Origin of the sequence: Psychrilyobacter sp., assembly GCF_037132775.1 — a bacterium.
GTDB lineage: Bacteria > Fusobacteriota > Fusobacteriia > Fusobacteriales > Fusobacteriaceae > Psychrilyobacter.
On record NZ_JBAHZY010000023.1, the window covers coordinates 1 to 22,496 of the forward strand.

General features: G+C 32.7%; 22 protein-coding genes and 1 riboswitch. Of the genes, 14 read left to right on the forward strand and 8 right to left on the reverse strand.

The window, feature by feature from the left end; translation table 11 throughout:
- Positions 1 to 293 precede the first annotated feature (293 nt).
- Complete coding sequence (locus V5784_RS01330; RefSeq protein ID WP_336887247.1) at positions 294 to 1,250, forward strand: ornithine cyclodeaminase family protein; 957 nt, start codon at positions 294 to 296, stop codon at positions 1,248 to 1,250.
- Positions 1,251 to 1,341: 91 nt separating this feature from the next.
- Here the strand turns inward: V5784_RS01330 and V5784_RS01335 are convergent, their stop codons facing one another.
- The 8 genes from V5784_RS01335 to lepA all read right to left on the reverse strand — a co-directional run bounded on the left by V5784_RS01335 (position 1,342) and on the right by lepA (position 7,334).
- A complete protein-coding gene (locus V5784_RS01335) occupies positions 1,342 to 1,938 on the reverse strand; it encodes a lysine exporter LysO family protein (protein ID WP_336887248.1) in 597 nt (198 codons plus the stop codon).
- Entirely contained in the window at positions 1,938 to 2,216 is a 279-nt protein-coding gene (locus V5784_RS01340; RefSeq protein WP_336887249.1) for a LysO family transporter, read from the reverse strand. The genes V5784_RS01335 and V5784_RS01340 overlap by 1 nt, the downstream gene beginning before the upstream one ends.
- A 36-nt stretch (positions 2,217 to 2,252) precedes the next feature.
- Positions 2,253 to 2,939 carry an ATP-binding cassette domain-containing protein gene (locus V5784_RS01345; RefSeq protein WP_336887250.1) on the reverse strand — a complete coding sequence of 229 codons (687 nt, stop codon included), beginning with the start codon at positions 2,937 to 2,939 and terminating at the stop codon, positions 2,253 to 2,255.
- Positions 2,936 to 3,658 carry an ABC transporter permease subunit gene (locus V5784_RS01350; protein WP_336887251.1) on the reverse strand — a complete coding sequence of 241 codons (723 nt, stop codon included), beginning with the start codon at positions 3,656 to 3,658 and terminating at the stop codon, positions 2,936 to 2,938. Before V5784_RS01350 ends, V5784_RS01345 begins: the two co-directional genes overlap by 4 nt.
- On the reverse strand, positions 3,655 to 4,512 hold the full coding sequence (locus tag V5784_RS01355; protein WP_336887252.1) for an ABC transporter substrate-binding protein: 858 nt from the start codon (positions 4,510 to 4,512) through the stop codon (positions 3,655 to 3,657). Before V5784_RS01355 ends, V5784_RS01350 begins: the two co-directional genes overlap by 4 nt.
- 94 nt (positions 4,513 to 4,606) lie before the next feature.
- Positions 4,607 to 5,122: a cyclic nucleotide-binding domain-containing protein gene (locus V5784_RS01360; RefSeq protein ID WP_336887253.1), complete on the reverse strand. Its 516-nt coding sequence runs from the start codon at positions 5,120 to 5,122 to the stop codon at positions 4,607 to 4,609.
- Positions 5,123 to 5,155: 33 nt separating this feature from the next.
- Positions 5,156 to 5,413 carry a hypothetical protein gene (locus V5784_RS01365; protein WP_336887254.1) on the reverse strand — a complete coding sequence of 86 codons (258 nt, stop codon included), beginning with the start codon at positions 5,411 to 5,413 and terminating at the stop codon, positions 5,156 to 5,158.
- Between the two features lie 118 nt (positions 5,414 to 5,531).
- Positions 5,532 to 7,334 (reverse strand): translation elongation factor 4, encoded by a 1,803-nt coding sequence (lepA, locus tag V5784_RS01370; protein WP_336887255.1) that lies wholly within the window; start codon positions 7,332 to 7,334, stop codon positions 5,532 to 5,534.
- 197 nt (positions 7,335 to 7,531) lie between these two features.
- On the opposite strand from lepA, the gene V5784_RS01375 reads away from it, so the two are divergent.
- The 13 genes from V5784_RS01375 (at position 7,532) to V5784_RS01435 (ending at position 22,147) form a co-directional block, all read left to right on the forward strand.
- On the forward strand, positions 7,532 to 8,371 hold the full coding sequence (locus V5784_RS01375; RefSeq protein ID WP_336887256.1) for a WYL domain-containing protein: 840 nt from the start codon (positions 7,532 to 7,534) through the stop codon (positions 8,369 to 8,371).
- 172 nt (positions 8,372 to 8,543) lie between these two features.
- Positions 8,544 to 9,986, forward strand: coding sequence for an MATE family efflux transporter (locus V5784_RS01380; RefSeq protein ID WP_336887257.1), 1,443 nt, complete (start codon positions 8,544 to 8,546; stop codon positions 9,984 to 9,986).
- Between the two features lie 161 nt (positions 9,987 to 10,147).
- Positions 10,148 to 11,074: a WYL domain-containing protein gene (locus tag V5784_RS01385; protein ID WP_336887258.1), complete on the forward strand. Its 927-nt coding sequence runs from the start codon at positions 10,148 to 10,150 to the stop codon at positions 11,072 to 11,074.
- Between the two features lie 51 nt (positions 11,075 to 11,125).
- On the forward strand, positions 11,126 to 11,758 hold the full coding sequence (locus tag V5784_RS01390) for a DJ-1/PfpI family protein (protein ID WP_336887259.1): 633 nt from the start codon (positions 11,126 to 11,128) through the stop codon (positions 11,756 to 11,758).
- 193 nt (positions 11,759 to 11,951) lie between these two features.
- A riboswitch (purine riboswitch) is annotated at positions 11,952 to 12,049 on the forward strand.
- Between the two features lie 139 nt (positions 12,050 to 12,188).
- Positions 12,189 to 13,538: a nucleobase:cation symporter-2 family protein gene (locus V5784_RS01395; RefSeq protein WP_336887260.1), complete on the forward strand. Its 1,350-nt coding sequence runs from the start codon at positions 12,189 to 12,191 to the stop codon at positions 13,536 to 13,538.
- 110 nt (positions 13,539 to 13,648) lie between these two features.
- The gene (locus V5784_RS01400; RefSeq protein WP_336887261.1) at positions 13,649 to 14,431 is read left to right on the forward strand and encodes an FAD binding domain-containing protein; all 783 of its coding nucleotides are present in this window, start codon (positions 13,649 to 13,651) and stop codon (positions 14,429 to 14,431) included.
- Between the two features lie 41 nt (positions 14,432 to 14,472).
- Entirely contained in the window at positions 14,473 to 14,922 is a 450-nt protein-coding gene (locus tag V5784_RS01405; protein WP_336887262.1) for a 2Fe-2S iron-sulfur cluster-binding protein, read from the forward strand.
- The gene (locus tag V5784_RS01410) at positions 14,922 to 17,225 is read left to right on the forward strand and encodes a molybdopterin cofactor-binding domain-containing protein (RefSeq protein WP_336887263.1); all 2,304 of its coding nucleotides are present in this window, start codon (positions 14,922 to 14,924) and stop codon (positions 17,223 to 17,225) included. Before V5784_RS01405 ends, V5784_RS01410 begins: the two co-directional genes overlap by 1 nt.
- A gap of 56 nt (positions 17,226 to 17,281) precedes the next feature.
- A complete protein-coding gene (gene yqeC, locus V5784_RS01415; RefSeq protein ID WP_336887264.1) occupies positions 17,282 to 17,956 on the forward strand; it encodes a selenium cofactor biosynthesis protein YqeC in 675 nt (224 codons plus the stop codon).
- A gap of 13 nt (positions 17,957 to 17,969) precedes the next feature.
- Positions 17,970 to 18,530 carry an NTP transferase domain-containing protein gene (locus V5784_RS01420; protein ID WP_336887265.1) on the forward strand — a complete coding sequence of 187 codons (561 nt, stop codon included), beginning with the start codon at positions 17,970 to 17,972 and terminating at the stop codon, positions 18,528 to 18,530.
- A gap of 129 nt (positions 18,531 to 18,659) precedes the next feature.
- Positions 18,660 to 18,866, forward strand: a complete 207-nt coding sequence (locus tag V5784_RS01425) for a glutaredoxin family protein (RefSeq protein WP_336887266.1) — start codon at positions 18,660 to 18,662, stop codon at positions 18,864 to 18,866.
- Position 18,867: 1 nt separating this feature from the next.
- The gene (locus V5784_RS01430) at positions 18,868 to 21,120 is read left to right on the forward strand and encodes a ribonucleoside-diphosphate reductase subunit alpha (RefSeq protein ID WP_336887267.1); all 2,253 of its coding nucleotides are present in this window, start codon (positions 18,868 to 18,870) and stop codon (positions 21,118 to 21,120) included.
- Entirely contained in the window at positions 21,113 to 22,147 is a 1,035-nt protein-coding gene (locus V5784_RS01435) for a ribonucleotide-diphosphate reductase subunit beta (RefSeq protein WP_336887281.1), read from the forward strand. The genes V5784_RS01430 and V5784_RS01435 overlap by 8 nt, the downstream gene beginning before the upstream one ends.
- Positions 22,148 to 22,496 lie beyond the last annotated feature (349 nt).

Sequence of the window (22,496 nt, forward strand, 5' to 3'; positions counted from 1 at the left end):
CATATATGCTAAAATGTTTATATCCTTTTTTCATAAATTAACTCCTTTAATGTTTGTTGTCGTAACTACATTATATCGGTTTTTATGAAAAAAGGTCTTTTTTTATTTCAAGTGGTCGACTTGAAATGATTATACACCTTAACAAAAATAAACTACCTTAATATAAAACAAACAAATCAACACACACAAATATCTCCTCCTATCCCTTGACAGATATAATCCCATAGAATATACTACAAATAATATTGGTCATACTATATATATAAATCAACGCACACAATTACGGGGGTCTTATGCTATATCTTAACGAAAAAAATATTAAAGAAGCTGTATCACTCAATGAAATGATGGATGTCATAGAGGAATCTTTTCATATCTACGAAAAAAATAGTTTTTTTATGCCGGATAGAATCCATGTCAACAAGGATGACAAAACACTTCTATACATGCCTTGTTTCAAGGATAGTATATTTGGGACAAAAATGTTATCTCTCTTTCCAGAGAATCCCAAGAAAAACTTACCTGTAATAACGGGTTTAATGCTTCTAAATGATATAGAAACAGGAATTCCACTAGCATTGATCAATGGTGCTGACTTAACAGCGTATAGAACTGGTGCTGTAGGTGGAGTTGGGGTGCGTCACACAACACCAAAAAATGTAAAAAAACTAGGTCTAATAGGAGCTGGGGTACAAGGTTTTTACCAGGTACTTTTTGCCTGTGAAGCAAGAGATTTTGATCAAGTTATGATCTTTGATGCCTATTCAAAGGGTATGGATGCTTTTGCTGAAAAACTTCAAAAAGAATTTCCAGACATAAAGATTATCATTGCAAATTCTTCAGAAGAACTTGTAAAAATGTCAGAGGTTATTATTACAGCAACACCATCTGCTACACCTGTCATACCCGATGATAAAGAATTACTTCAGGGAAAACATTTTATAGGTCTTGGTTCTTACAAACCTAACATGAGAGAATATCCTCAATCATTATATGAGTTAATTGATAATGTTTATGTGGACACAGAATTTGCAGAGGAAGAATCTGGAGATATTATAACTCCTCTTAAAGAAAATTGGATAAAAAAAGATCAGATCAAATTGTTTTCTAATTTATTAACTGGAACAGCAATTACAGGAGACACTACACTTTATAAATTTGTAGGAATGGGATTGTTTGATTTAGCAGTTTCTGAATTGATTTATAAAATGGCTCTGATTAAAAACCTTGGGCAAAAGATTATTCTATAATTATTCATATCATTTCAAGTTAACCACTGGAAATAAAAAATGGCTCTCAGAATAAATTCTGAGAGCCATTTTATTTGATTATCAAGATTTCCTAGAGAGAATAGAAAAAAGGAACCAAGATAGGGACTAATCCCATTAATAAAATTCCATTAATAAATGCTATTACAACAGTTTCAGGATTGGTATGCTTAGAAATTATAGGCAGTGTAGAATCCATAGAAGTGGCTCCTGCAGGAGCTATAGTAGTATAATCATTTAAATATTTTGCAATAAATGGTATGGAAATCACAGTGATTAATTCTCGAAAAACATTAGTTAAAAAAGCTATGGTGCCTATCTCTGCACCGTCTAACTGTGTGAGGATAATACCGGAAAGACTATACCATCCAAAACCAGAAGAGATAGCTAAACTTAAGTTTTTAGGCATATCAAAGATATAACCGGTGAGAAGGCCTCCCAGTAAACTTCCTACAATTATAGAAGTCGGAACTACTAAAATAATTAAACTATGTTTTTTTAGATCCTTAAAGATGTGTTTATTCAATCCTATATCTATTCCTACACAAAGCATTAAAAAATAAAGTGCTGAATCTATAAGGATATCGATATACGGAGTAAGGGATTCTGTGATAAAAAAATATCCTCCCAAAATACCTGTGAGAACAGAAAATATTATAGATAATGTCATTAATTATTCCTCCTTTTTAGTACCAATCTGCTCATGAAAAATACTAATATAATACTGAAGAGTGAAGTGAGGATGGCAAAGACAAGGGAGATACCACCTATTTCTTTTAAATTACCCAGCAGTGATCGATTCATTCCAATAGTAATTCCAATGGCAAACAATAAAATAATTATTCCTAAATATTGAGATGATCCATTAATTTTTTTCATTCTATCAGAAAATTTGAATGTACAACCTATTAAGATACCTAAAATTAATGATATTAATATATTTTGCATAGTTTTTCACTCTCCTAGTTATAATAGATACGATCCTTATTTAAGGATCACATCATAAATTTTATTTTTATATATTTTTAATTCTTTAGAGGATAGGGTCCTTTTAGATTTGGGAAAATCAATGGTGAAAACTTCCTCTATGATGGTTGGTTTTTTAGAAAATATAATAACTTCATCTGCCATAAGCAGGATCTCATCTATATCATGACTTATCATAATGAGAGTTTTTGAGTATTTTTCTAAAAGAGAGATGATCAGAGCAATTAATTTTATTTTCAGGGGAAAATCCAAAGATTTTAAAGATTCATCCATCAATATTAACTCTGTATCGTATAGAAAAGCACGAGCTATTGCAACCCTTTGTTTTTCACCTCCGCTCAAATTTTTAACTAGATGATCCACCTTGTGGGGGATGTGTAGAAGTTCTAGTATATGGAGTATCTTTGTATCGGTAGCTCCTGGAATAATATTTAGATTTTCCTTTACACTTTCCCAGGGGAGGAGTCTGTCCTCTTGAAATATATAACCTACATTTTCAAAGTTTTTAATAATCTCCCCAGAATAGTTCGTTTCTATTCCGGCGATAATATTAAAGAGGCTGGTTTTTCCTCCTCCAGAGGGGCCTAAGATCGCAGTGACCTTATTTTTTTTAAATTTATATGTGATCTTATCCAGAATTTTTTCCCCATGGAAGGTGAGGGAAAGATCTTTTAATTCAATCATAGGTACCTCCTGAATTGTCTTTTTAAAGATGTTAAAATTAATTTTGAGACCAGAAAACTGAGAATATATATTATCAGAGTCCATCCTAAAATTATATCCGTCTCTATATTGAGCCATCCAATGTTTAAACCATTTCCAATACCATTACTGACTCTAGATATGACCTCTGCCATTACGACAACCTTAAATGAAGATCCGAGGATGATCTCGGTGGACGGTAGAAGGTATCTCACAAGGGAGGGAAGCTGAATCTTATAAAAACGGTCTTTTTTAGAAATATTATATATGTCTGCCATCTCTAATATTTTTTTGTCGATCCCCTCCATCCCACTGACGATATTTAAGACGAGAATAGGAATGGTATTGATACAAATTATGAAGATCGGTATATATTTATTATCAAACCAAATTAAAGCCAGTAAGATCCATGAGATTATAGGGGTACTCTGCATAAAAAGTAAGCCAGGCTGGATAAGGATCTTAAGGGTTTTGGAAGAAACTATTCCAAAAGCTAAAATAAATCCTATAAGATAAGTCAAGATAAGGGAGATCCCCAGCCGACTCAGGGTTACTAGAATCTCGTTATAATTATTCTGCAATAAAAATAATGAGGTGTAGAAAACTCGTAGAGGAGATGGTAAAACTATGGGAGCTACCTGAGTTGAGATCCCAGCCCATATAAATGTAAATATGATGATGGGAATCAATTTCTTTTTCATCTATTCTCTCCTAGAATTTCAATGTATTCTTTTACTAGCTTATCTCCTTCTTCCCCATCAATAAGGGTAAGATTCATATATTCTATGGATTCTTCATAGCCTTTTTTACTCAGATTAATATTGAAATTAACCTGGGCTAGGTCTATAAATTCATTGGGATCTTTTTTTAAATCTTTCAGGTTTTTTTTATATTCAGTTATGAATTTTTCTATCTCTTTGGAATGAGTTTTACTATATTTTTGAGTAGTATAGAGCCCTACTTGGGGGATTCCAGAAAGGGAAGTTACTTTTTCCCATTCGTCTATATATACTATAGTCCTAATAAGTTTAGAGTTTTTTTCTAAAACCATGGTAGCCATAGGTTCAGGTAGAACAGCATTATCACCTCTTTGGAGGATCATCAATTTGGCTACCTCTGGAGTGGATCTATAGGTGATCTTAGGAGTTATATTATTTTTTCTGAACAAGAATTTTGAGATTACATCTGGAGATGAGCCTTGGGATCCGATTAGGATATTCTCACCATCTAAATCTCTTATATCCTCTATATTTTTTTGAGAGATGATAGAGATAAGCCCTTGACTAGTTACCCCTAATAGTTTTAACTCAAGGCCTTTCTTTTTTAAATTTTCACCTAGATTAGTAGGGATAATATAGACACCGTCTTGATCTTTAATTATCCTGGGAATAATTTCTGTGTGGGCATCTTGATAATAATGGAGTGTAACGCCATCTTTCATAGTTAACATAGGGATGCTAGGAGGAGCTTTTGGAGTATAGACATCTATGGAAAAACTATTTATAGATATCACTAGACCAAGTAAGGCTATTATTTTCATTTTATTTCTTATCATTTTTAAACTCCTATTTTTAAATTTTTAAAATCATAAAAAAGTGGTAGAGATATCTACCACTTTTTTATGATAATATATATGTGACAACTTATATCTATTTTTTGTGGTTTTTTCTTAATTTAACCATTTCCTCTAACCAATATTCATCGGTTTTAGCAGTTCTTCGACAAGATTCACGAGCAACATTTAAAATTATCTTACTAAATAATTTCATGTTTTTACTGTGTAGGGAGTAAAGTGCAGATTTAGAAAATACAAGTAATTTTACATCTGTCAAAGTAATAGCAGAGGCAATATATTTGAAGATACCAATAAGTTCAGTTTCACCAAATAAATTTCCCTCCTGAAATCGAATTAATTCAATTTCAACGTCATCATGCTGTTTAACTATTTTAACTTCCCCAGTCTGGATAATAAAAATATTATTTGGTGATTCCCCCTGGGTGAAAACGACCTCTCCTTTTTTAAAGGAAGCTGTAGTCAACATAGGGATAAGATAGTCTATCTCTCCGGCAGTCAACCCACCGAAGAGTGATATTTTATTTAACATCGAAAAAATTAATTGTTTTTCCTTAAAGGTTATCTCGGATTTAGATTTTTTTGTATTCATAATGATAATTAAAACTCCCTTACAATTTTGATTTTAAACTTTTTTTTCTATATAGGCAATGATCTCATGGAGTAACTCTTTTTTATGGTGATCAGTGACCTCAGTTAAATCTGACTCCAACTCTTTTATATCCAATTCTATCTCCTCTTTTGTGAGAGTATTATAAACACCATCTAATTCTATATGTAATTCATGGATAACAATGTCGTGTAATTTTAAAAACGTTCCCACATCTTCAGCTCTTTCATACATAGGTAATTCTTTTATAATTTGGTCAACTCTTAGACTCATATGCTTCCCCCTAATATTTTGATTAATATTAGTTTACTATATAAAATATAAAATACCTAAATTTATTTTATTTCAAAAAAAACCAGCCAACAGATGTCAGCTAGTTATAATTTTATACTTAATCACTTAATTTTAAAACTGAGATAAATGCTTCTTGAGGTATCTCTACATTACCGATCTGCTTCATTCTTTTCTTACCGGCTTTTTGCTTTTCTAATAATTTTTTCTTTCTAGATATATCTCCACCATAACATTTAGCCGTAACGTTCTTTCTGAATGCTCTGATAGTTTCTCTTGCTATTATTTTGGCTCCCAGTGCAGCCTGAATAGGTATTTCAAATTGCTGTCTTGGGATGATTTCTTTTAGTTTTTCTACTATTATTCTACCTCTATTCTGGGCATGGTCTGTATGTGCAATAAATGAGAATGCATCTACAGGTTCACCGGATACCAAAATATTGACTTTCACCAGGTCTCCAGGTCTATATCCTATCATCTCATATTCAAATGAAGCATATCCCTTAGTTCTAGATTTTAATTTATCGTAAAAATCCAATACTATTTCTGCAAGGGGTAGTTCATATGTGACCATAGCACGAGTATCGTCAATATAGTCCATACTGACATATGTCCCTCTTTTTAATTGACATAACTCCATAACTCCACCGACATAGTCTTTTGGAACTATGATGTTTCCCTTGATATATGGTTCTTCTACTATTACTTTTCCTTGTCCACCGAGAGGGAAATCTTCTGGATTGTCTATAGTATACATAGGTTCATTCTCTCTGTGTATTCTATACTTAACTGATGGTGAAGTAGATATAAGGTCTATATTGTATTCTCTTCTAAGTCTTTCTACAATGATCTCCATGTGTAAAAGGCCCAAGAATCCACATCTAAATCCAAATCCTAATGCCAATGATGTTTCAGGTTCAAAAGTAAGGGAAGCGTCATTCAATTGTAATTTTTCAATGGCGTCTCTCATATTTTCATAGTCGTCGGTAGATATTGGATACAATCCGGCAAATACCATTGACTGAGCTTTTCTATAACCTTCTAAGGCATGTTCACACGGATTATTGACACTGGTAACAGTATCTCCTACCTGTGAATCATGGATAGATTTTGTACCTGTAATAATATATCCTACCGATCCTGCAGTCAGGATATTTGTAGGGTGCATCCCAGGGGAGAATATTCCACATTCCTGTACATCAAATTGATGATCAGTAGAGAATATTTTGACCTTGTCGCCTTTTTTAATAGTTCCGTCTACAATTCTTACATAGGTAATAACACCTCTATAGTCGTCGAAATGTGAATCGAAGATAAGAGCTTTTAGAGGCCCGTCTTCACTATTTGTAGGAGCAGGGATAAATTTAACAATAGCTTCCAACAGATCTTCTATTCCTATACCTGATTTTGCAGATGTAAGTACTGCTTCATCTGCAGGGATACCGATAATATCTTCAATTTCATTTCTTACTTTTTCTACATCAGCAGCAGGTAGATCAATCTTGTTGATTACAGGGACTACTTCTAAGTCTTGCTCTAAAGCCAGATATACATTTGCCAAAGTTTGTGCTTCTACACCTTGAGCTGCATCTACTACTAATAGTGCACCCTCACAGGCAGCTAGAGATCTAGATACCTCATAGATAAAGTCTACATGCCCTGGTGTATCAATTAAATTTAATTGATATGTCTTACCATCATTAGCTTTATAGTCAATTGTAACAGTATTAGCCTTTATCGTTATCCCCTTCTCTTTTTCTAATTCCATACTGTCCAATATCTGATCTTGCATATCTCTATCGGCGACAGTTCCAGTTGATTGGATAAGTCTATCAGCTAAGGTAGATTTTCCATGGTCTATATGTGCTATTATTGAAAAATTTCTTTTTAATTCTTGTGACACAATATTCCTCCTATGTGTTCTATATTAAAATTTTTATAAATTAACTTATAATTTTACATTCTATTATAAGCTATCTCAGTAGAAAAAGCAACCACTACTCACTCTACTTTGTTTTCTTCCGTGTTGAGTTAAACTTTTAAATAGTTAATTTTTACTATATACTTAGGGAAAGATAAAAATGATGCTGGAGGAGAATTATGAACGATAAAAAAATAAGGTTTACCGTCCCAAATTTTGTCAATGAGATAACATTTAGGGATATAGAGAATTTTGATATAAAAATTAATAGTTTTTTCAATAGACTGTTTACTAGCTCCTACACCAATGTGGATAAATATCCATTTAAGAAGAGTTCAGACAACAAAAAAATACAATTTAATTTGAATAAAAAAAACAAGTTGATCTATGAAAACTTACTACCTAAAAATATGATACAAAATGAGTCTGAATATTTTAGAGATCTGATAAGGACATATATATCCCAGCCCCACTATAAGAGAGAAAGGAAGATTTTTTATTCTGAATATGAATCTATACAAAAATCTATCCAGAGGAAGGAGGAAATTTTAATAACTCATATGGGCAACGATTATATTGTAGAGCCGTATTTTTTTAAAGTTACATCGGAGGAAAAAAATAACTTTTTATTTTGCTGGATATACGGAAAGGAGGAATATGGCGTTTTCAATCTATCGAGAATATCCAAGGTGATTTCCATTAGGTTTAGAAAAAATAAGAGATATCTTGACCTAGACTATATAGATAAGGTTCATAAAAACTTTGATCCCTTCCTTTCCTATGGAAATATAGTAAAGATAAAATTAACAGATCTAGGGAAGGCGTGGTTTAAAAGAATAAATCACTATAAACCAACTCTGATCAAGATTGAAGGGGATATATATTACTGTGAATCCAGTGATAGGAAAGCCATTCTATATTTTTCTAGATTTTATGAGGAAGTTGAGATTCTAGAACCCTTCTCTCTTCGGAAAAAGATAAAAACTCTCTTGGAAGACACCCTGTCTCAATATAGATAGAAAGATCATAAAAGATGAACCTTTCACTAGTCGACATCTATATAATTTATATATTTTCATTGATATAAATAAAAAATATTATGAACCTTTAAAATAAAAAAGAGCAGTCTTGAGAGGGAGTTATTTTAGTGGTAGAATATATAGTGTAAAAAAGATTATATTGGGGTGATCTATGGAGACAATGAAAAAAAGAAAGATGATATTAGAGGGGAACTTGTATAAGGTAATAACATTACTTTCCCTGCCTATAATGTTAAACAATCTTATTCAGACTATGTATAATTTGACAGATACATATTTCTTGAGTAAGTTAGGTGCAATAGAAGTAGCATCTATGACCCTGGCCTGGCCGGTGGTATTTTTACAACTTGCATTAGGAGTTGGAATAGGGATAGCAGGAACTACCTTGATTTCTCAAAATATAGGTGCAAATAAAATAGATGAGGCTAAAAAAATAGCAGGACAGCTGGTTACTTTTGCCATGGGATTTTCTGTGCTACTAAGTATAAGTGGAGTAATGAGTACATCCTACATATTAAAAGTTATGGGAGCCACAGGAGAAATATATAGCAATGCTTATATCTATCTGATATTTATAGTCGGAGGAGCTCCTCTTATGTATGCTGGTTTTGTCTATTCATCTATAAGACAAGGGGAAGGGAATACTATCTCTCCTATGATTATGAGTCTTATATCTGTAACTATCAATGTAATACTCGATCCGATCTTTATATTTCATTTCGATTTAGGGATAAAGGGAGCGGCTTTGGCAACTCTGTTTTCTAGAGCTATAATGTTATTTTATATAGTATATCAATTATTTGTAAGGGATACTCCTATGAAGTTAAGTCTAAAAGATCTCAAACCTGAATTTAGTTATATAAAAAAATTAACAAATTTGGGAATTCCAGCTTCTATAGGACAGGCTACCATTGCCTTGGGATTTGTTGTACTCAATAGTTTTGTAAATACCTATGGGGAATTGACCTTAGCTGCCTTTGGAATAGGAAATAGAATAACGGGACTCATAGTTATGCCTGCCATGGGAATTGGGGGAGCGGTGTCTTCTATCGTCGGTCAAAATATAGGAAATAATGATGTAAAGAGAGTTAGGGAATGTGTATTCAAGAGTTCAGTCTTAGGAGCTATCTTTTCTGTAGCAGGAACTACTACCTTGTTAATATGGGGAAGCAGCCTAGTAAGGGTTTTCTCTACAAATAAAAATATAATAGATCTAGGAAATGAATATCTAAAATATATATCCTTAAGTTTAATAGGACTGGCTATATTACCTATAATCACAGGAGCACTACAGGGAGTGGGACAAACCAAAAAAGCCATGTATCTTAGCATGTCTAGACTCTGGGTATTTAGACTACCACTTCTACTATTATTACCATATTTTATAGGTAAAACAGAAAACGTAATATGGTATGCTATATTTTCTAGTAATATCATCGCTATGCTGATAGCTATCTATGTCTATAAAAGATCTAAATTTGAAAGTATAGTAGAGAATGCAGAAAATATTGGAGATGAAATAGTAAAAAAAAGAATAAACCAAGATGTGGAAGATAAGATGGAAGCAAAATTTAAAAAGATAAAAACCAAATAAAAAATATAGATAAGTTGTTTTGATGAAAACTTATAAACTATATGGTAAAAGGTAGGATTGATTTCCTACCTCTTTTTATTCTCTTTAAAAAAATTGACTTCTCGAAATTTTAAAGTTAATATTAATTTTAAATGAAAATTAAAAATAGAGGAGAGTTAAAAATGAAATTTGAAAGGATCTTAGGAATTTTGTTTTATATTCTAAATAGAGACCGTGTAAGTGCCAATACATTAGCAAAATATTTTGGTGTATCTCGTAGAACTATTATTAGAGACATAGATACTCTCAGTTTAGCAGGAATTCCAATATACTCTGAGATTGGTTCTAAAGGAGGATACTCAATTAATCGTGAATATAAATTGAATGGAAAAATAATTAATAAAACCAATTCACAATATATTCTACTTGCATTAAAAAGCTTAAAAAGTGTCTATGGAGAAAAAGAAGTCTACGAAACTTATGAAAAAGTAAAACATATTTTTTCTAATCATGATGATAAACTCTTAGAACTTGATTTTTCAGTAGTTAACGAAAATATAGATATTATAGAAAGTATTTCGATATTAAAAAATGCAATTCAAAATAAAACCTCAGTTTCTTTTGATTATACCAATATAAAAAATGAACATAATAAAATAAAAATTGATCCACTCCATGTTTTTTATAAATGGTATGGTTGGTATGTTTTCGGCTACAATTATCATAATAAAAATTTTCGTATGTATAAAATAGTTAGGATGAAAAAATTAAAACAAAATAATGATCATTGGATCCAGTTGTATAATATTAAAGAACTGATGGAAGATCATGAAAAAAATAGAAATAACAATAATATCATAGTAACATTAAGATACCGAAGAGAAGTCCAAACTCTGGTTGAAGAATATTTAAAAGGGTTAATTATTAATGAGACTGAAACTGAAATAACAAGTGAAGTTACTTTAAAGGAAGATAACTTTATACTGTTTTCTATTATTTTAGGATTTGGGGATAAGATTAAAGTGATTTCTCCTAATTCATTTTCTGAAAAAATAAAACTCCATTTAGAAAAAACATTAGAAAAGATTTCTAGAAACAGTGACATATAGTTGTCACTGTTCTAGTGATATAATTGTTTTATGTTACTAAGGAGGTATATTATGAAAAAAATAGTTTATGTTTATATTTTAGATGCAATGGCGGACTGGGAATTAGGATATATAATGTCGGCGATTAATATGAAATCAATATCCAGTAAAGACAACACAAAATATTGTATTAAGACCGTTGGAAGCAGTAAGGAACCAATTCATACTCTAGGAGGATTAACAATTCTTCCGGATTGTTCTGTGGATGAACTAAAGAAAAGTGAGATGGTAGCAATTCTTCTTCCAGGAGCAGATACGTGGGATGATCCTAAGCACAAAAAAATTTTAAAAGACATAAAGATGTATATGGATGAAGGGGTTCTAATAGCTGCTATATGTGGAGCGACCCTTGCTTTAGCAAATTTAGGTATATTGAATACATATTTGCATACAAGTAATTCTATAGAATATCTTAATTATTTTTCAGAAATATATACAGGAGGAGATTTATATAAAAATGATCTTTCTTTTGTGGATAAAAATCTGATTACAGCAAGTTCAGCGGGAGGATTATTGTGGGGAAAACAAATTATGCAGTATTTAGAAGTTCTTCCAGATGAGATGATAGGAGCATGGTTTAATTATTATTCTACAGGTGATCCCAAATATTATCTGGAACTGCTATCTTTATTGAATGAAGTCTAGAGATCAATCACTGAATTAGAGATTAGATGATAAAATGGAAATGACGTTACATCCAATTAACCATAATCAAAGTTTTATAAATTTTATAGTCTCACAGATAATAATAAATAGAGAAAAAAGAGAAAGCAATTAATAGTAGTAGTATTAGTTGCTTTTTATTTATTATCCTTGACACTGTCATATAAATATAGTATTATAAACACATAAATTAACTCGTATATGCTCCTGATAAGGAGGAGCGTTTCTACAGGTCACCGTAAACGACCTACTATGAGTGAAAAAATTAAGTATATGGTGGATTCTACTAAGTTATTTTAGGAGGGTTCTTTTACCTAAATGCCTATTTTCTCACTTATTGGGAGGAGTAGCCATTTTTTTTGTTTACTCGAACCACAGTTAGAGTTATAAAAAAGACTTTAGGAGGAAAAAAATGAAAAATAGATCACCATATGACTTGGATGGAGTACCATTACTTAAGGAAGCTATACCACTAGGATTACAGCATATATTAGCTATGTTTGTGAGCAACCTGGCACCGATATTAATAGTTGGAGGAGTTATAGGAATTCCAAGTGAAAAATTGACATTTTTAATTCAATGTACCATGTTTGTATCGGGAATAAATACACTTATACAAGCTTACCGAATAGGGCCTATAGGAGCTAGACTACCAGTTGTTGTAGGAACAAGTTTTGCATTTGTACCTGTAGCTATCTCAATCGGATTGAAATATGGATTCGAAGGTGTATTAGGAGCAGCATTAGTAGGTGGATTATTTGAAGCATCTATTGGATTGTTCATGAGAAAAATTAGAAAATTTTTCCCGCCAATCGTAACAGGTGTAGTAGTTTTATCTATTGGCTTATCACTATTACCAGTCGGAATACAAAACTTAGCTGGTGGATTTGGAGCAAAAGATTTTGGGTCACTGTCAAACTTATTCTTAGGAGGATCGGTACTAATAGTTGTTATTGTATTTAACCAGTTTGCAAAGGGTATTTGGAGAACAGCAGCCATAGCAGTTGGAACAGTTGCAGGAATAATAATAGCAGGATTTATGGGGAAGATCGATTTTGGAGCTGTGAATCAAGCAAGTTACTTTGTATTACCTAAACCATTTACATATGGATTAGAATTTCATCTAGATGCTATATTAGCAATGATGCTTATGTATGTGGTATCAGCCGTTGAAACAGTAGGAGATATGTCGGGTGTAACAATGGGTGGAGCCAATAGAGAGGTAACAGACAAGGAACTATCTGGAGGAATCTTAGCCGATGGTTTTGGAGGAGTTATAGCAGCTTCTTTCAGTATCTTACCGACTACTTCATTCAGCCAAAATACAGGAATCGTAGCCATGACAGGAGTTATGAGTAGATTTGTTGTAGGGATAGGAGCTATGTTCTTGATAGCAGGAGCATTTATTCCAAAAATAGGAGCCTTAATATCTGTAATACCTGCAAGTGTTATAGGTGGAAGTTTAGTTATGTTATTTGCAATGATAGCTGTTAGTGGGATAAACTTGATCACAAAAGAAAAATTAGTAGGTAGAAATGCAGTTATAGTAGCAGTTGCCCTAGGAGTAGGGTTTGGAATGGGAAGTGTTCCTGATGCATTACAACATTTACCGGAATCATTTAAGCTAATTTTTGGAGGATCTGGGATAGTGGTATCGGCTGGAATAGCAGTTATGTTAAATGTAATTCTTCCTAAAGAACTTACTAACAAAGTAGAAGAGATGGAAGGAAACAAAGAAGCAGGAAAATTAAAAAGAGCATAGGTGTTTTAAAATAAATAAAACAGCTGAAATTACTTTTCAGCTGTTTTTTTAATAATGTATTAGGTGTTAAAAGAGGATAAATAATAAAGAAAAAAATGTAGGAGGAGAATATGTTTACAATAAAACAACATTTAATGGCTCAGTCCATAGAAGAAGGGTATAAAACTTTAATGAAAAATAGAAATAACGTTATCTTAGGAGGAACGGCTTTTCTAAGATTAGGAAATAAAAATATCAATATTGGAATAGACCTGTCTAATTTAGAGTTAGATTATATCCGAGAGGACGAAAAAAATATAGAGATAGGCCCTATGACAACTTTTAGGGAGATAGAAACTAATAAAATATTGAAAGAAAATTTTGATGGGATAGTAGCAAAATCAGTGGAAGAGATAGTCGGTATTCAGCTAAGATCTGTCATTACAGCCGGAGCCACAGTAGCTTCTAAATATGGGTTCTCAGATTTTATAACAGCTCTTTTATCTCTAAACACTCAGGTAGAATTATATAAGGGTGGAGTAATATCTTTAGAGGAATATTTAGCTGTGGAAAAGGTACCTAAAGATATATTAGTAAAAATTATAATTAAAAAATATGGGAAAAGAGCAACTTTTAAAACTATGAGAAATTCAAAGAGTGACTATGCCATCTTAAATTGTGCTGTCTCTAATCTAGATGGGGAATATAGAATAGCTGTAGGAGCAAGGCCCGGGAGAGCAGTAGTAAAAACAATTAATAGTGATGAACTAATAAAAAATAATAAAATGACTGAGAAGATAGAAGAAATGGTAGATGGGATGAAATTTGGAACGAATATGAGAGCTAGTGGAGAATATAGAAAGATGATAGCAAAAGTTTTGATTAGAAGATGTGTAGAAGAGTTAAATAATTAAAAGATCTTGCTAATCTGTGTCAAAAAAGGAGATGAATTTTAATGGAAATTAAATTAAAAATAAATGGTATAAATAAAGAGGTAACTATAAAAGATGATGAATACCTGCAATCTGCTTTAAAAAGGTTGGGATATTTAAATGTAAGAAAAGGGTGTGAAACTGGTTCTTGTGGTCTATGTACAGTATTATTAAATGATAAGCCTACCCTTTCTTGCTCGACACTGGCTATCAGAGGAATGGAAAAAAATATAACTACCCTAGAGGGAGAAAGTGTGGAAGTAGAAAAGTTTGCGGAAATTTTAACCGATGAAGGAGCGGATCAATGTGGATATTGTTCTCCCGGATTTACCCTTACTGTAATAGCTATGAAGAGGGAATTGAAATCGCCTACAATAGATGAGATGAAGCATTATTTAACTGGAAACCTGTGTAGATGTACTGGCTATATGGGACAACTTAGAGCAGTTAGAAAATATATGGAGGTAAAATAATGGACTATGTTGGGAAAGATATAAAAAAGATAGATGGGATGGGCCTTATTAAGGGAGCGCCGTCTTATACTGAAGATATCATGCTAGGACATAATTATCTCACTGTAAAATTACTTCGTAGCCCCCATGCATTTGCTAGAATAAAAAATATAGATACAACTATTGCTTCTAGAATAGAAGGAATAGAGTGTATATTGACCTATAAAGATGTAACAGATAAAAGATTTACCCTAGCTGGGCAGTCTTTCCCTGAGCCATCGCCCCATGATAGAAGAATATTGGGGGAATATGTAAGATATGTAGGAGATGAAGTAGCTATAATTGCAGGAATGGATGAGCAATCTGTAACAAAGGCTATGAAACTCATAAAGGTAGACTATGAAATCTTAGAACCGGTGTTAGATTTTGAAAAAGCCATAGATAATAAAACCATAATACATACTGAAAAACCATATACAAGCTTTAACTATGGGAATGAACACATGAGAAATATAGCTGCTCAAGACCTCCTTGTAGAGGGGGATGTAGAGAAAGAATTAGCTAACTCAGATGTAGTGATAGAGCACAGCTATCATACTCAGGCACAGATCCACGGGATGATGGAAAATTATATAGCTATTACCTATATGGACTTTCAAGATAGGATGAATATCATCACTTCTACTCAGATACCATTTCATGTGAGAAGACATATATCTAAGATATTAGAAATTCCAAAGAGTAAGATAAAAGTTATAAAACCTCGTGTAGGAGGTGGGTTTGGTGGAAAACAAACTGCTCCAATGGAGATATACCCTGCACTCATAACAAAAGTAACAGGGAAACCTGCAAAATTAGTCTATAATAGAAAGGAAACTCATACTTGTACCACTACCAGACATGAGATGAAATTAACTGTAAGATTAGGTGCTACTAAGGATGGAATTATAAATGCTGTGGATATCCATGGGCTATCCAATACAGGAGCATACGGGGAACATGCATGGACTGTATTTAGTGTGGCAGGACAAAAAACACTGCCTATGTATAGAGCCAAGGCCCGTAGATTTTACGGAGAAGTAGTATATACAAATATGAGTACAGCAGGAGCTTTTAGAGGATACGGTGCTACACAAGGAACCTTTGCGCTAGAATCAGCAATAAATGAATTGGCTAAAAAACTGGATATGGATTCCAGCCTAATTCGTGAGAAAAATTTGGTGAAGCAAGGAGAGATAAATCCTACTCTAAATAGTTTTGTGGGAGATAAATCTATTAAACTGGATAGTAGTACTCTAGACGAATGTATTACTCGGGGGAAAGAGATGATCGGATGGGACAAAAAATATCCTATGCAAAAGATCTCTCCTACAAAAGCCAGAGGTATAGGGATGGCTGTGACTATGCAGGGATCTGGAATCCATGGTATAGATACCGCGTCTGCAACATTAAAATTAAATGACGATGGATTTTACACACTATTAGTAGGAGTAAGCGATATGGGACAGGGCTGTGATACAGTAGTAGCCCAAATGGCTGCCGAGATACTCGGTGTGCCTGTATCTAAGATAATAGTAAATAGTACAGATACAGATGTAAATCCATATGATCCAGGTGCATATGCTTCTAGTGGAACCTATGTTACAGGAAATGCAGTTATAAAAGCAGCTAACCTTATGGTGGAAAAGATAACAGAGGGGACCTCTAAGATCTTATCTATCCCTAAAGAAGATATAGAATTTAACGGTGAAACATTGTTATTAAAGGATGGAAATGAGATCTCATTGGATGAGATAGCATATAGATTAATATCATATGAAGGGCAGAATCAGATTATTACTACCGGTACTTGGGGAGGACATACTTCTCCACCGCCATTTATAGCTGGATTTGCTGAAGTTGAAGTAGATTTAGAAACTGGTAAGGTAGAGATGATAGACTATGTAGCTGTAGTTGACTGCGGTACCGTGATAAATCCAAACCTGGCTCGTATCCAAGTTGAGGGAGGAGTGGCCCAAGGAATAGGATTGGCATTATTTGAAGATATAAAGTATGACAAAAAAGGTAAGATGATATCCGATACATTTATGCAGTATAAGATACCATCTAGATGTGATGTAGGAGAGATAAGGGTAGAGTTTAAACCCAGCTTTGAACATACAGGCCCATTTGGTGCAAAATCAATAGGGGAGGTAGTTATCAATACATCTGCTCCTGCAATTGCAGATGCAGTAGCAAATGCTATAGGGGTAAGGATAAGGACATTACCTATAACTCCTGAGAAAGTACTTATGGGGATAACGAATGCAAAGCATTCAAACTAATAACTAAAAAAGATTAAAATTTAGTCACGGAGTTAGGCTGAGGGGAGGTTGTTTTTATGATAGATTTAGAATTAAAAAAAGGGGATGTGGTATCCATAGTAGGAGCAGGAGGGAAGACCACCCTCCTAAATCATCTATCCAATAAGTATAGTAGGGATAGCTCTGTACTTATAACTACAACTACCAAGATATTTATACCATTAAACTATGACTATCTTTATCATGATATAAAAATTTTAGAAACAGTATCTCTTCCCTTGGAAAATAGTCTCTATCTAGTGGCTCCTAAATATGAGAATAAACTATCTAGTCTTCCTACGAAAGATTTAGAAGAACTGATAAAATATTTTGACTATACTTTTATAGAGGCAGATGGTTCTCAAATGAAACCCCTTAAGGGATGGAATAAAAGTGAGCCAGTTATCTGTGCTAATACCACTATAACCATAGGTGTAATAGATCTTACCCAGGTAGGTAAAACAATAGATAAAAATTTTATCCATAGGGTAGAATTATTTTGTAAGTTAGTGGATAAAAAGGAAGGGGATATCATTACCATAGATGATTATATTAAAATTATTTTAAAAAAAGATGGGATCTTTAAAAATTCAAAGGGTAAAAAGATTATATTTTTCAGTAAGGTAGATCTGGTAACAGATTTAAAAATTATGGAAGAAATAAAGAATAAATTATATGATGAAAATTTTTATGGAGATATTTTAGAAATATAATAGGAGGGACCTCATGATTACAGCTATTGTACTAGCTTCTGGGTATAGTTCACGGATGGGGGAAAATAAACTCCTACTCTTAAAAGATGGTATCCCAATGGTTGAACATCTTTTTCGTCAATTTTATAAAATAAATTTTTATGGTGTTATAGTGGTTACCCAGTATAGAGAAGTGGAGAGGCTGGCTAAGTCATATGGTTATACAACTATTATAAACAACATTCCACAAAATGGAATAAGTGAAAGTATAAAGTTAGGAGTAAAAAATACAGATATAGATTCTAATTTTATGTTTTTTACAGGGGATCAACCCTTTCTTAGGAGGGAAATTATAAAAAAAATAATGGATATTTCTGATAATAGATATATAGTGGTTCCTAGACTCCTAGGGGAGAGAAAAAGCCCTGTGGTATTTGGCAAAGTTTACAGGGAAGAACTTCTAAGATTAAGTGGAGATATAGGTGGCAAAGAAATAATAAATAAAAATTTAAAGAGTGTAAAATATTTAGATTTTTCTGGTGGAAATGATTTTTTAGATATAGATACAAGGGAAGAATATGAAAAAGTAAGGTAGGAGTTTTCCTACCTTACTTTTTCATATTCATTATATAATTGTAATTTATACAATTATATGGTAAAACTTATGTAGTATACAATATATAGTATATAAAAAAACATATGAACACAACAGGAGGGATTTTAAATGATAAAAATATACGGTAAAGAAAATTGCAGACAGTGTGAGGAATTAAAATCTAAGTTAGTAAATGATGGTGCAGAATTTGAATATATAGAGGATATTAAAGAATTAAGGGTTGTAGCCAGTAAGGCTAAGATAATGTCAGCTCCAATAATTGAATACAATGGTAAATTTTATACTATGGATAGTTTTTTAAAAGAGGTAAAATAATATGAATAGGATGGTCATCAATAGGGATGGGGTAAGGGAACCTATAGATGTAGATAAGATCAGAGAAAAACTAATTAAAGCCTGTGAAGGGCTAGATGTAAATATGGTGGAATTGGAAAGTCATATAGAAACTATCTACCAAGAAGACATCACAACTAAAAGGATACAGGAATCATTGATCAACCTAACTGTATCTATGACAAATTTTGAATCTAGCCATTGGGCAAATGTCGGTGGCAGACTCCTAATGATGGAGATCGAAAGGGAAGTATATCATGGTAGAGGATATGCATACAATGATTTTTATAAGACCATAACTAACCTATGTAAAAATAACCTATATGATAACAGATTATTAAGCTATACAAAAAAAGAAATTATAGAATTAAATGAATATATGGTTTCAGACAGGGATATGAACTATGACTATGCTGGAGCCAACATGTTTGTAAATAGATATCTATTAAAGTATAGTGGTGAAGTATGGGAGTTACCTCAAGAAGTATTCATGGCTATATCTATGATGCTTTCTCTAAATGAAAAAGAAGATAGGATAGAGAGGGTTAAAAAGTTTTATGATGTCTTATCCCTAAAAAAATTATCCTTGGCAACACCGATTTTAGCTAACCTTAGAGTTCCAAATGGAAATCTTGCTTCATGCTTTATAAGCGCTATAGATGATAACATAGAATCTATATTCTATAATGTAGATTCCATAGCAAAAATAAGTAAAAACGGCGGAGGAGTAGGAGTAAATCTTTCTAGAATAAGGGGAAAAGGATCGGTCGTTAATGGGTATTTAAATGCCAGCGGAGGAGTAACTCCGTGGATAAAGATAATAAACGATACAGCAGTAGCTGTAAACCAGCAGGGCAGAAGAGCAGGTGCTGTGACTGTGGCACTGGATACTTGGCATATAGATATGGAACAATTTTTAGAGCTTCAGAGTGAAAATGGAGATCAGAGAGGAAAATCATATGATGTATATCCCCAAGTAGTGGTATCGGACCTATTTATGAAAAGAGTAGAAGAAAATAAAAAATGGACCCTATTTGATCCATATGAAGTGCGAAAGAAATATGATGTTGAACTATGCGAATTGTATGGAGAAAAATTTGAAGAGATCTATAAAACTCTTGAAAATGATGAGGACCTAAAAACAGTGAAGAAAATAAGTGCTCGTGAACTCCTAAAGGAAATTATGAAGACACAGATTGAGACAGGGATGCCCTACATCTTTTTTAAGGATACAGCCAATAGAATGAATAATAATTCCCATAAAGGGATGATAGGTAATGGAAATCTTTGTATGGAAAGTTTTTCAAATTTTTCTCCTACGAAAAAATTTGACGAGACGAGAGAAGATAATATTGGAATATCTAAAAATACATTGGGAGAGGTTCATACCTGCAACCTACTATCTCTAAATTTGTCAGAGATAGAGGATAGAGAATTAGAGGAAATCAGTATCTTAGCTGTAAGGCTACTAGATAATACAATCGAGCTTACAAAATCACCCCTCAGAGAATCTGACAGGCATAATGAGTTATATAGAACTATTGGTGTAGGAGCCATGGGCCTCTCTGATTATTTGGCTTATAGATACCTTATATATGAGGAGTCAGCAGAAGAGGTAGATGAATTATTTGAAAAGATTGCTCTCTATACCCTCAAAGGGAGTGCTCTTTTGGCTAAAGAAAGAGGACAGTATAAGCTGTTTTCCGGGTCTAGCTGGGACAGGGGAATATTCTTTGGGAAGGGAAAACAACACTATATAGATAACTCGGAGAGGGGAAAGGAGTGGTCAGAGGTATTTGAGATGGTAGCTACCTATGGGATCAGAAATGGTGAACTTACAGCAGTAGCTCCTAATACCTCTACATCACTCTTGATGGGTGCTACAGCTTCTGTGAATCCTGTGTTTTCAAGATTTTTTATTGAAAAAAATCAAAAAGGTGCAGTTCCAAGGGTAGTAAAGCATCTAAATGATAGATCTTGGTTTTACAGTGAAGTTAAAAAAATAGATCCCAAAGAATATGTCAATGTAATGAGTAAGATCTCTAGATGGGTCACTCAAGGTGTATCTATGGAACTATTATTTGACCTAAATAAGGATATAAAGGCTAAAGATATATATGACACTATAATGACTGCGTGGAAGACCCAGTGTAAGTCAATATACTATACCAGAACTATCCAGAGAAACAGTAATATAATGAGGGAGAAAGAGGAGTGTGAAAGCTGTAGTGGATAGAAAAAAAATATTTAATCCCTATGGGATAGACAGCTTGGATAAGAGAAAAATCATAGGCGGAGATACAACGAATATATTTAACCTGAATAATGTTAAGTATCAATGGGCAAACAGCTTATATAGAACTATGATGGGAAACTTTTGGATCCCCGAAAAAACAGATTTGACCCAGGATAAAAATGACTATGTGAGTTTAGTAGATGAAGAGAAAGAAGCATATGATGGAATCCTTTCGTTTTTAGTATTCCTAGACAGTATTCAAACCAATAATATACCGAACATTTCAAATTATATAACAGCTCCAGAGGTAAATTTGATCCTAGCTATCCAAACATATCAAGAAGCTATCCACTCCCAATCCTATCAATATATAATAGAAAGTATCCTGCCTAAGGAAAAAAGAAACCTTATATATGATAAGTGGAGAGATGATGAGATATTGTTTGAGAGAAATCAATATATAGCAAAGATATATCAAGATTTTATAGATATTCCCAGCAATAAAAATTTTGCTAGGGTACTAGTAGCTAACTTCTTGTTAGAATCTTTGTACTTTTACAATGGATTTAATTTTTTCTATCTCCTAGCTAGTAGAAATAAGATGATGGGGACCTCTGATATTATTAAATTAATCAATAGGGATGAACTATCCCATGTAGTCTTATTTCAGAATATGATAAATGAGATTAAACAAGAAAATATAGATTACTTCAGTGAGGAGGAGATCTATGGGATGTTTGAAGTGGCTGTAGAACAGGAGATAAAATGGAGTAAACATATTATAGGTAAAAAAATATTAGGAGTCACAGAAAAAACTATTGAAGATTACACGAAATGGCTGGCTAATGAAAGGCTTAGGAGTCTCGGATTAAATAAACTATATGATGGATATGATAAAAATCCTTACAAACATCTGGAAAAATTAGCAGATACAGAAGGAGAGGGAAATGTAAAAGCTAACTTCTTTGAAGGTAACGTGACTTCGTACAATATGAGCACCTCTATAGATGGATGGGATGAATTTTAGCATTAATACTTTTTTTATTATTAATGCTGAAATATGAGTGTTTTTAATTTTTTATGTAATTCTTTTTTTCACGAGCAATAAAAAAGCAATACAAAATATTCGGAAATTGAACTTTGTATACGGTATAAAGATAAAAGATGACAACTTTGATAATAAATAGGTATTATACTAGATAGAGTTTGTTTTTTAAAGGCTTATGAGTTATAATTAAGTGTAATTTGAAAATCAAAGTAAAAATATAGTGTTAATTAAAAATTAACAATCGCGAGGAAAGTTAATTTATAGTGAATAAAAACTATTGACTTTATTTGCTTAAACTGTTATACTTTTCACATGGTAACAATATTTT

Excerpts from the sequence above, each read along its gene's own strand:
- V5784_RS01330 (WP_336887247.1), top strand. The coding sequence starts at position 294 with ATGCTATATCTTAACGAAAAAAATATTAAAGAAGCTGTATCACTCAAT.
- V5784_RS01335 (WP_336887248.1), bottom strand. The coding sequence starts at position 1,938 with ATGACATTATCTATAATATTTTCTGTTCTCACAGGTATTTTGGGAGGA.
- V5784_RS01340 (WP_336887249.1), bottom strand. The coding sequence starts at position 2,216 with ATGCAAAATATATTAATATCATTAATTTTAGGTATCTTAATAGGTTGT.
- V5784_RS01345 (WP_336887250.1), bottom strand. The coding sequence starts at position 2,939 with ATGATTGAATTAAAAGATCTTTCCCTCACCTTCCATGGGGAAAAAATT.
- V5784_RS01350 (WP_336887251.1), bottom strand. The coding sequence starts at position 3,658 with ATGAAAAAGAAATTGATTCCCATCATCATATTTACATTTATATGGGCT.
- V5784_RS01355 (WP_336887252.1), bottom strand. The coding sequence starts at position 4,512 with ATGATAAGAAATAAAATGAAAATAATAGCCTTACTTGGTCTAGTGATA.
- V5784_RS01360 (WP_336887253.1), bottom strand. The coding sequence starts at position 5,122 with ATGAATACAAAAAAATCTAAATCCGAGATAACCTTTAAGGAAAAACAA.
- V5784_RS01365 (WP_336887254.1), bottom strand. The coding sequence starts at position 5,413 with ATGAGTCTAAGAGTTGACCAAATTATAAAAGAATTACCTATGTATGAA.
- V5784_RS01375 (WP_336887256.1), top strand. The coding sequence starts at position 7,532 with ATGAACGATAAAAAAATAAGGTTTACCGTCCCAAATTTTGTCAATGAG.
- V5784_RS01380 (WP_336887257.1), top strand. The coding sequence starts at position 8,544 with ATGGAGACAATGAAAAAAAGAAAGATGATATTAGAGGGGAACTTGTAT.
- V5784_RS01385 (WP_336887258.1), top strand. The coding sequence starts at position 10,148 with ATGAAATTTGAAAGGATCTTAGGAATTTTGTTTTATATTCTAAATAGA.
- V5784_RS01390 (WP_336887259.1), top strand. The coding sequence starts at position 11,126 with ATGAAAAAAATAGTTTATGTTTATATTTTAGATGCAATGGCGGACTGG.
- V5784_RS01395 (WP_336887260.1), top strand. The coding sequence starts at position 12,189 with ATGAAAAATAGATCACCATATGACTTGGATGGAGTACCATTACTTAAG.
- V5784_RS01400 (WP_336887261.1), top strand. The coding sequence starts at position 13,649 with ATGTTTACAATAAAACAACATTTAATGGCTCAGTCCATAGAAGAAGGG.
- V5784_RS01405 (WP_336887262.1), top strand. The coding sequence starts at position 14,473 with ATGGAAATTAAATTAAAAATAAATGGTATAAATAAAGAGGTAACTATA.
- V5784_RS01410 (WP_336887263.1), top strand. The coding sequence starts at position 14,922 with ATGGACTATGTTGGGAAAGATATAAAAAAGATAGATGGGATGGGCCTT.
- yqeC (WP_336887264.1), top strand. The coding sequence starts at position 17,282 with ATGATAGATTTAGAATTAAAAAAAGGGGATGTGGTATCCATAGTAGGA.
- V5784_RS01420 (WP_336887265.1), top strand. The coding sequence starts at position 17,970 with ATGATTACAGCTATTGTACTAGCTTCTGGGTATAGTTCACGGATGGGG.
- V5784_RS01425 (WP_336887266.1), top strand. The coding sequence starts at position 18,660 with ATGATAAAAATATACGGTAAAGAAAATTGCAGACAGTGTGAGGAATTA.
- V5784_RS01430 (WP_336887267.1), top strand. The coding sequence starts at position 18,868 with ATGAATAGGATGGTCATCAATAGGGATGGGGTAAGGGAACCTATAGAT.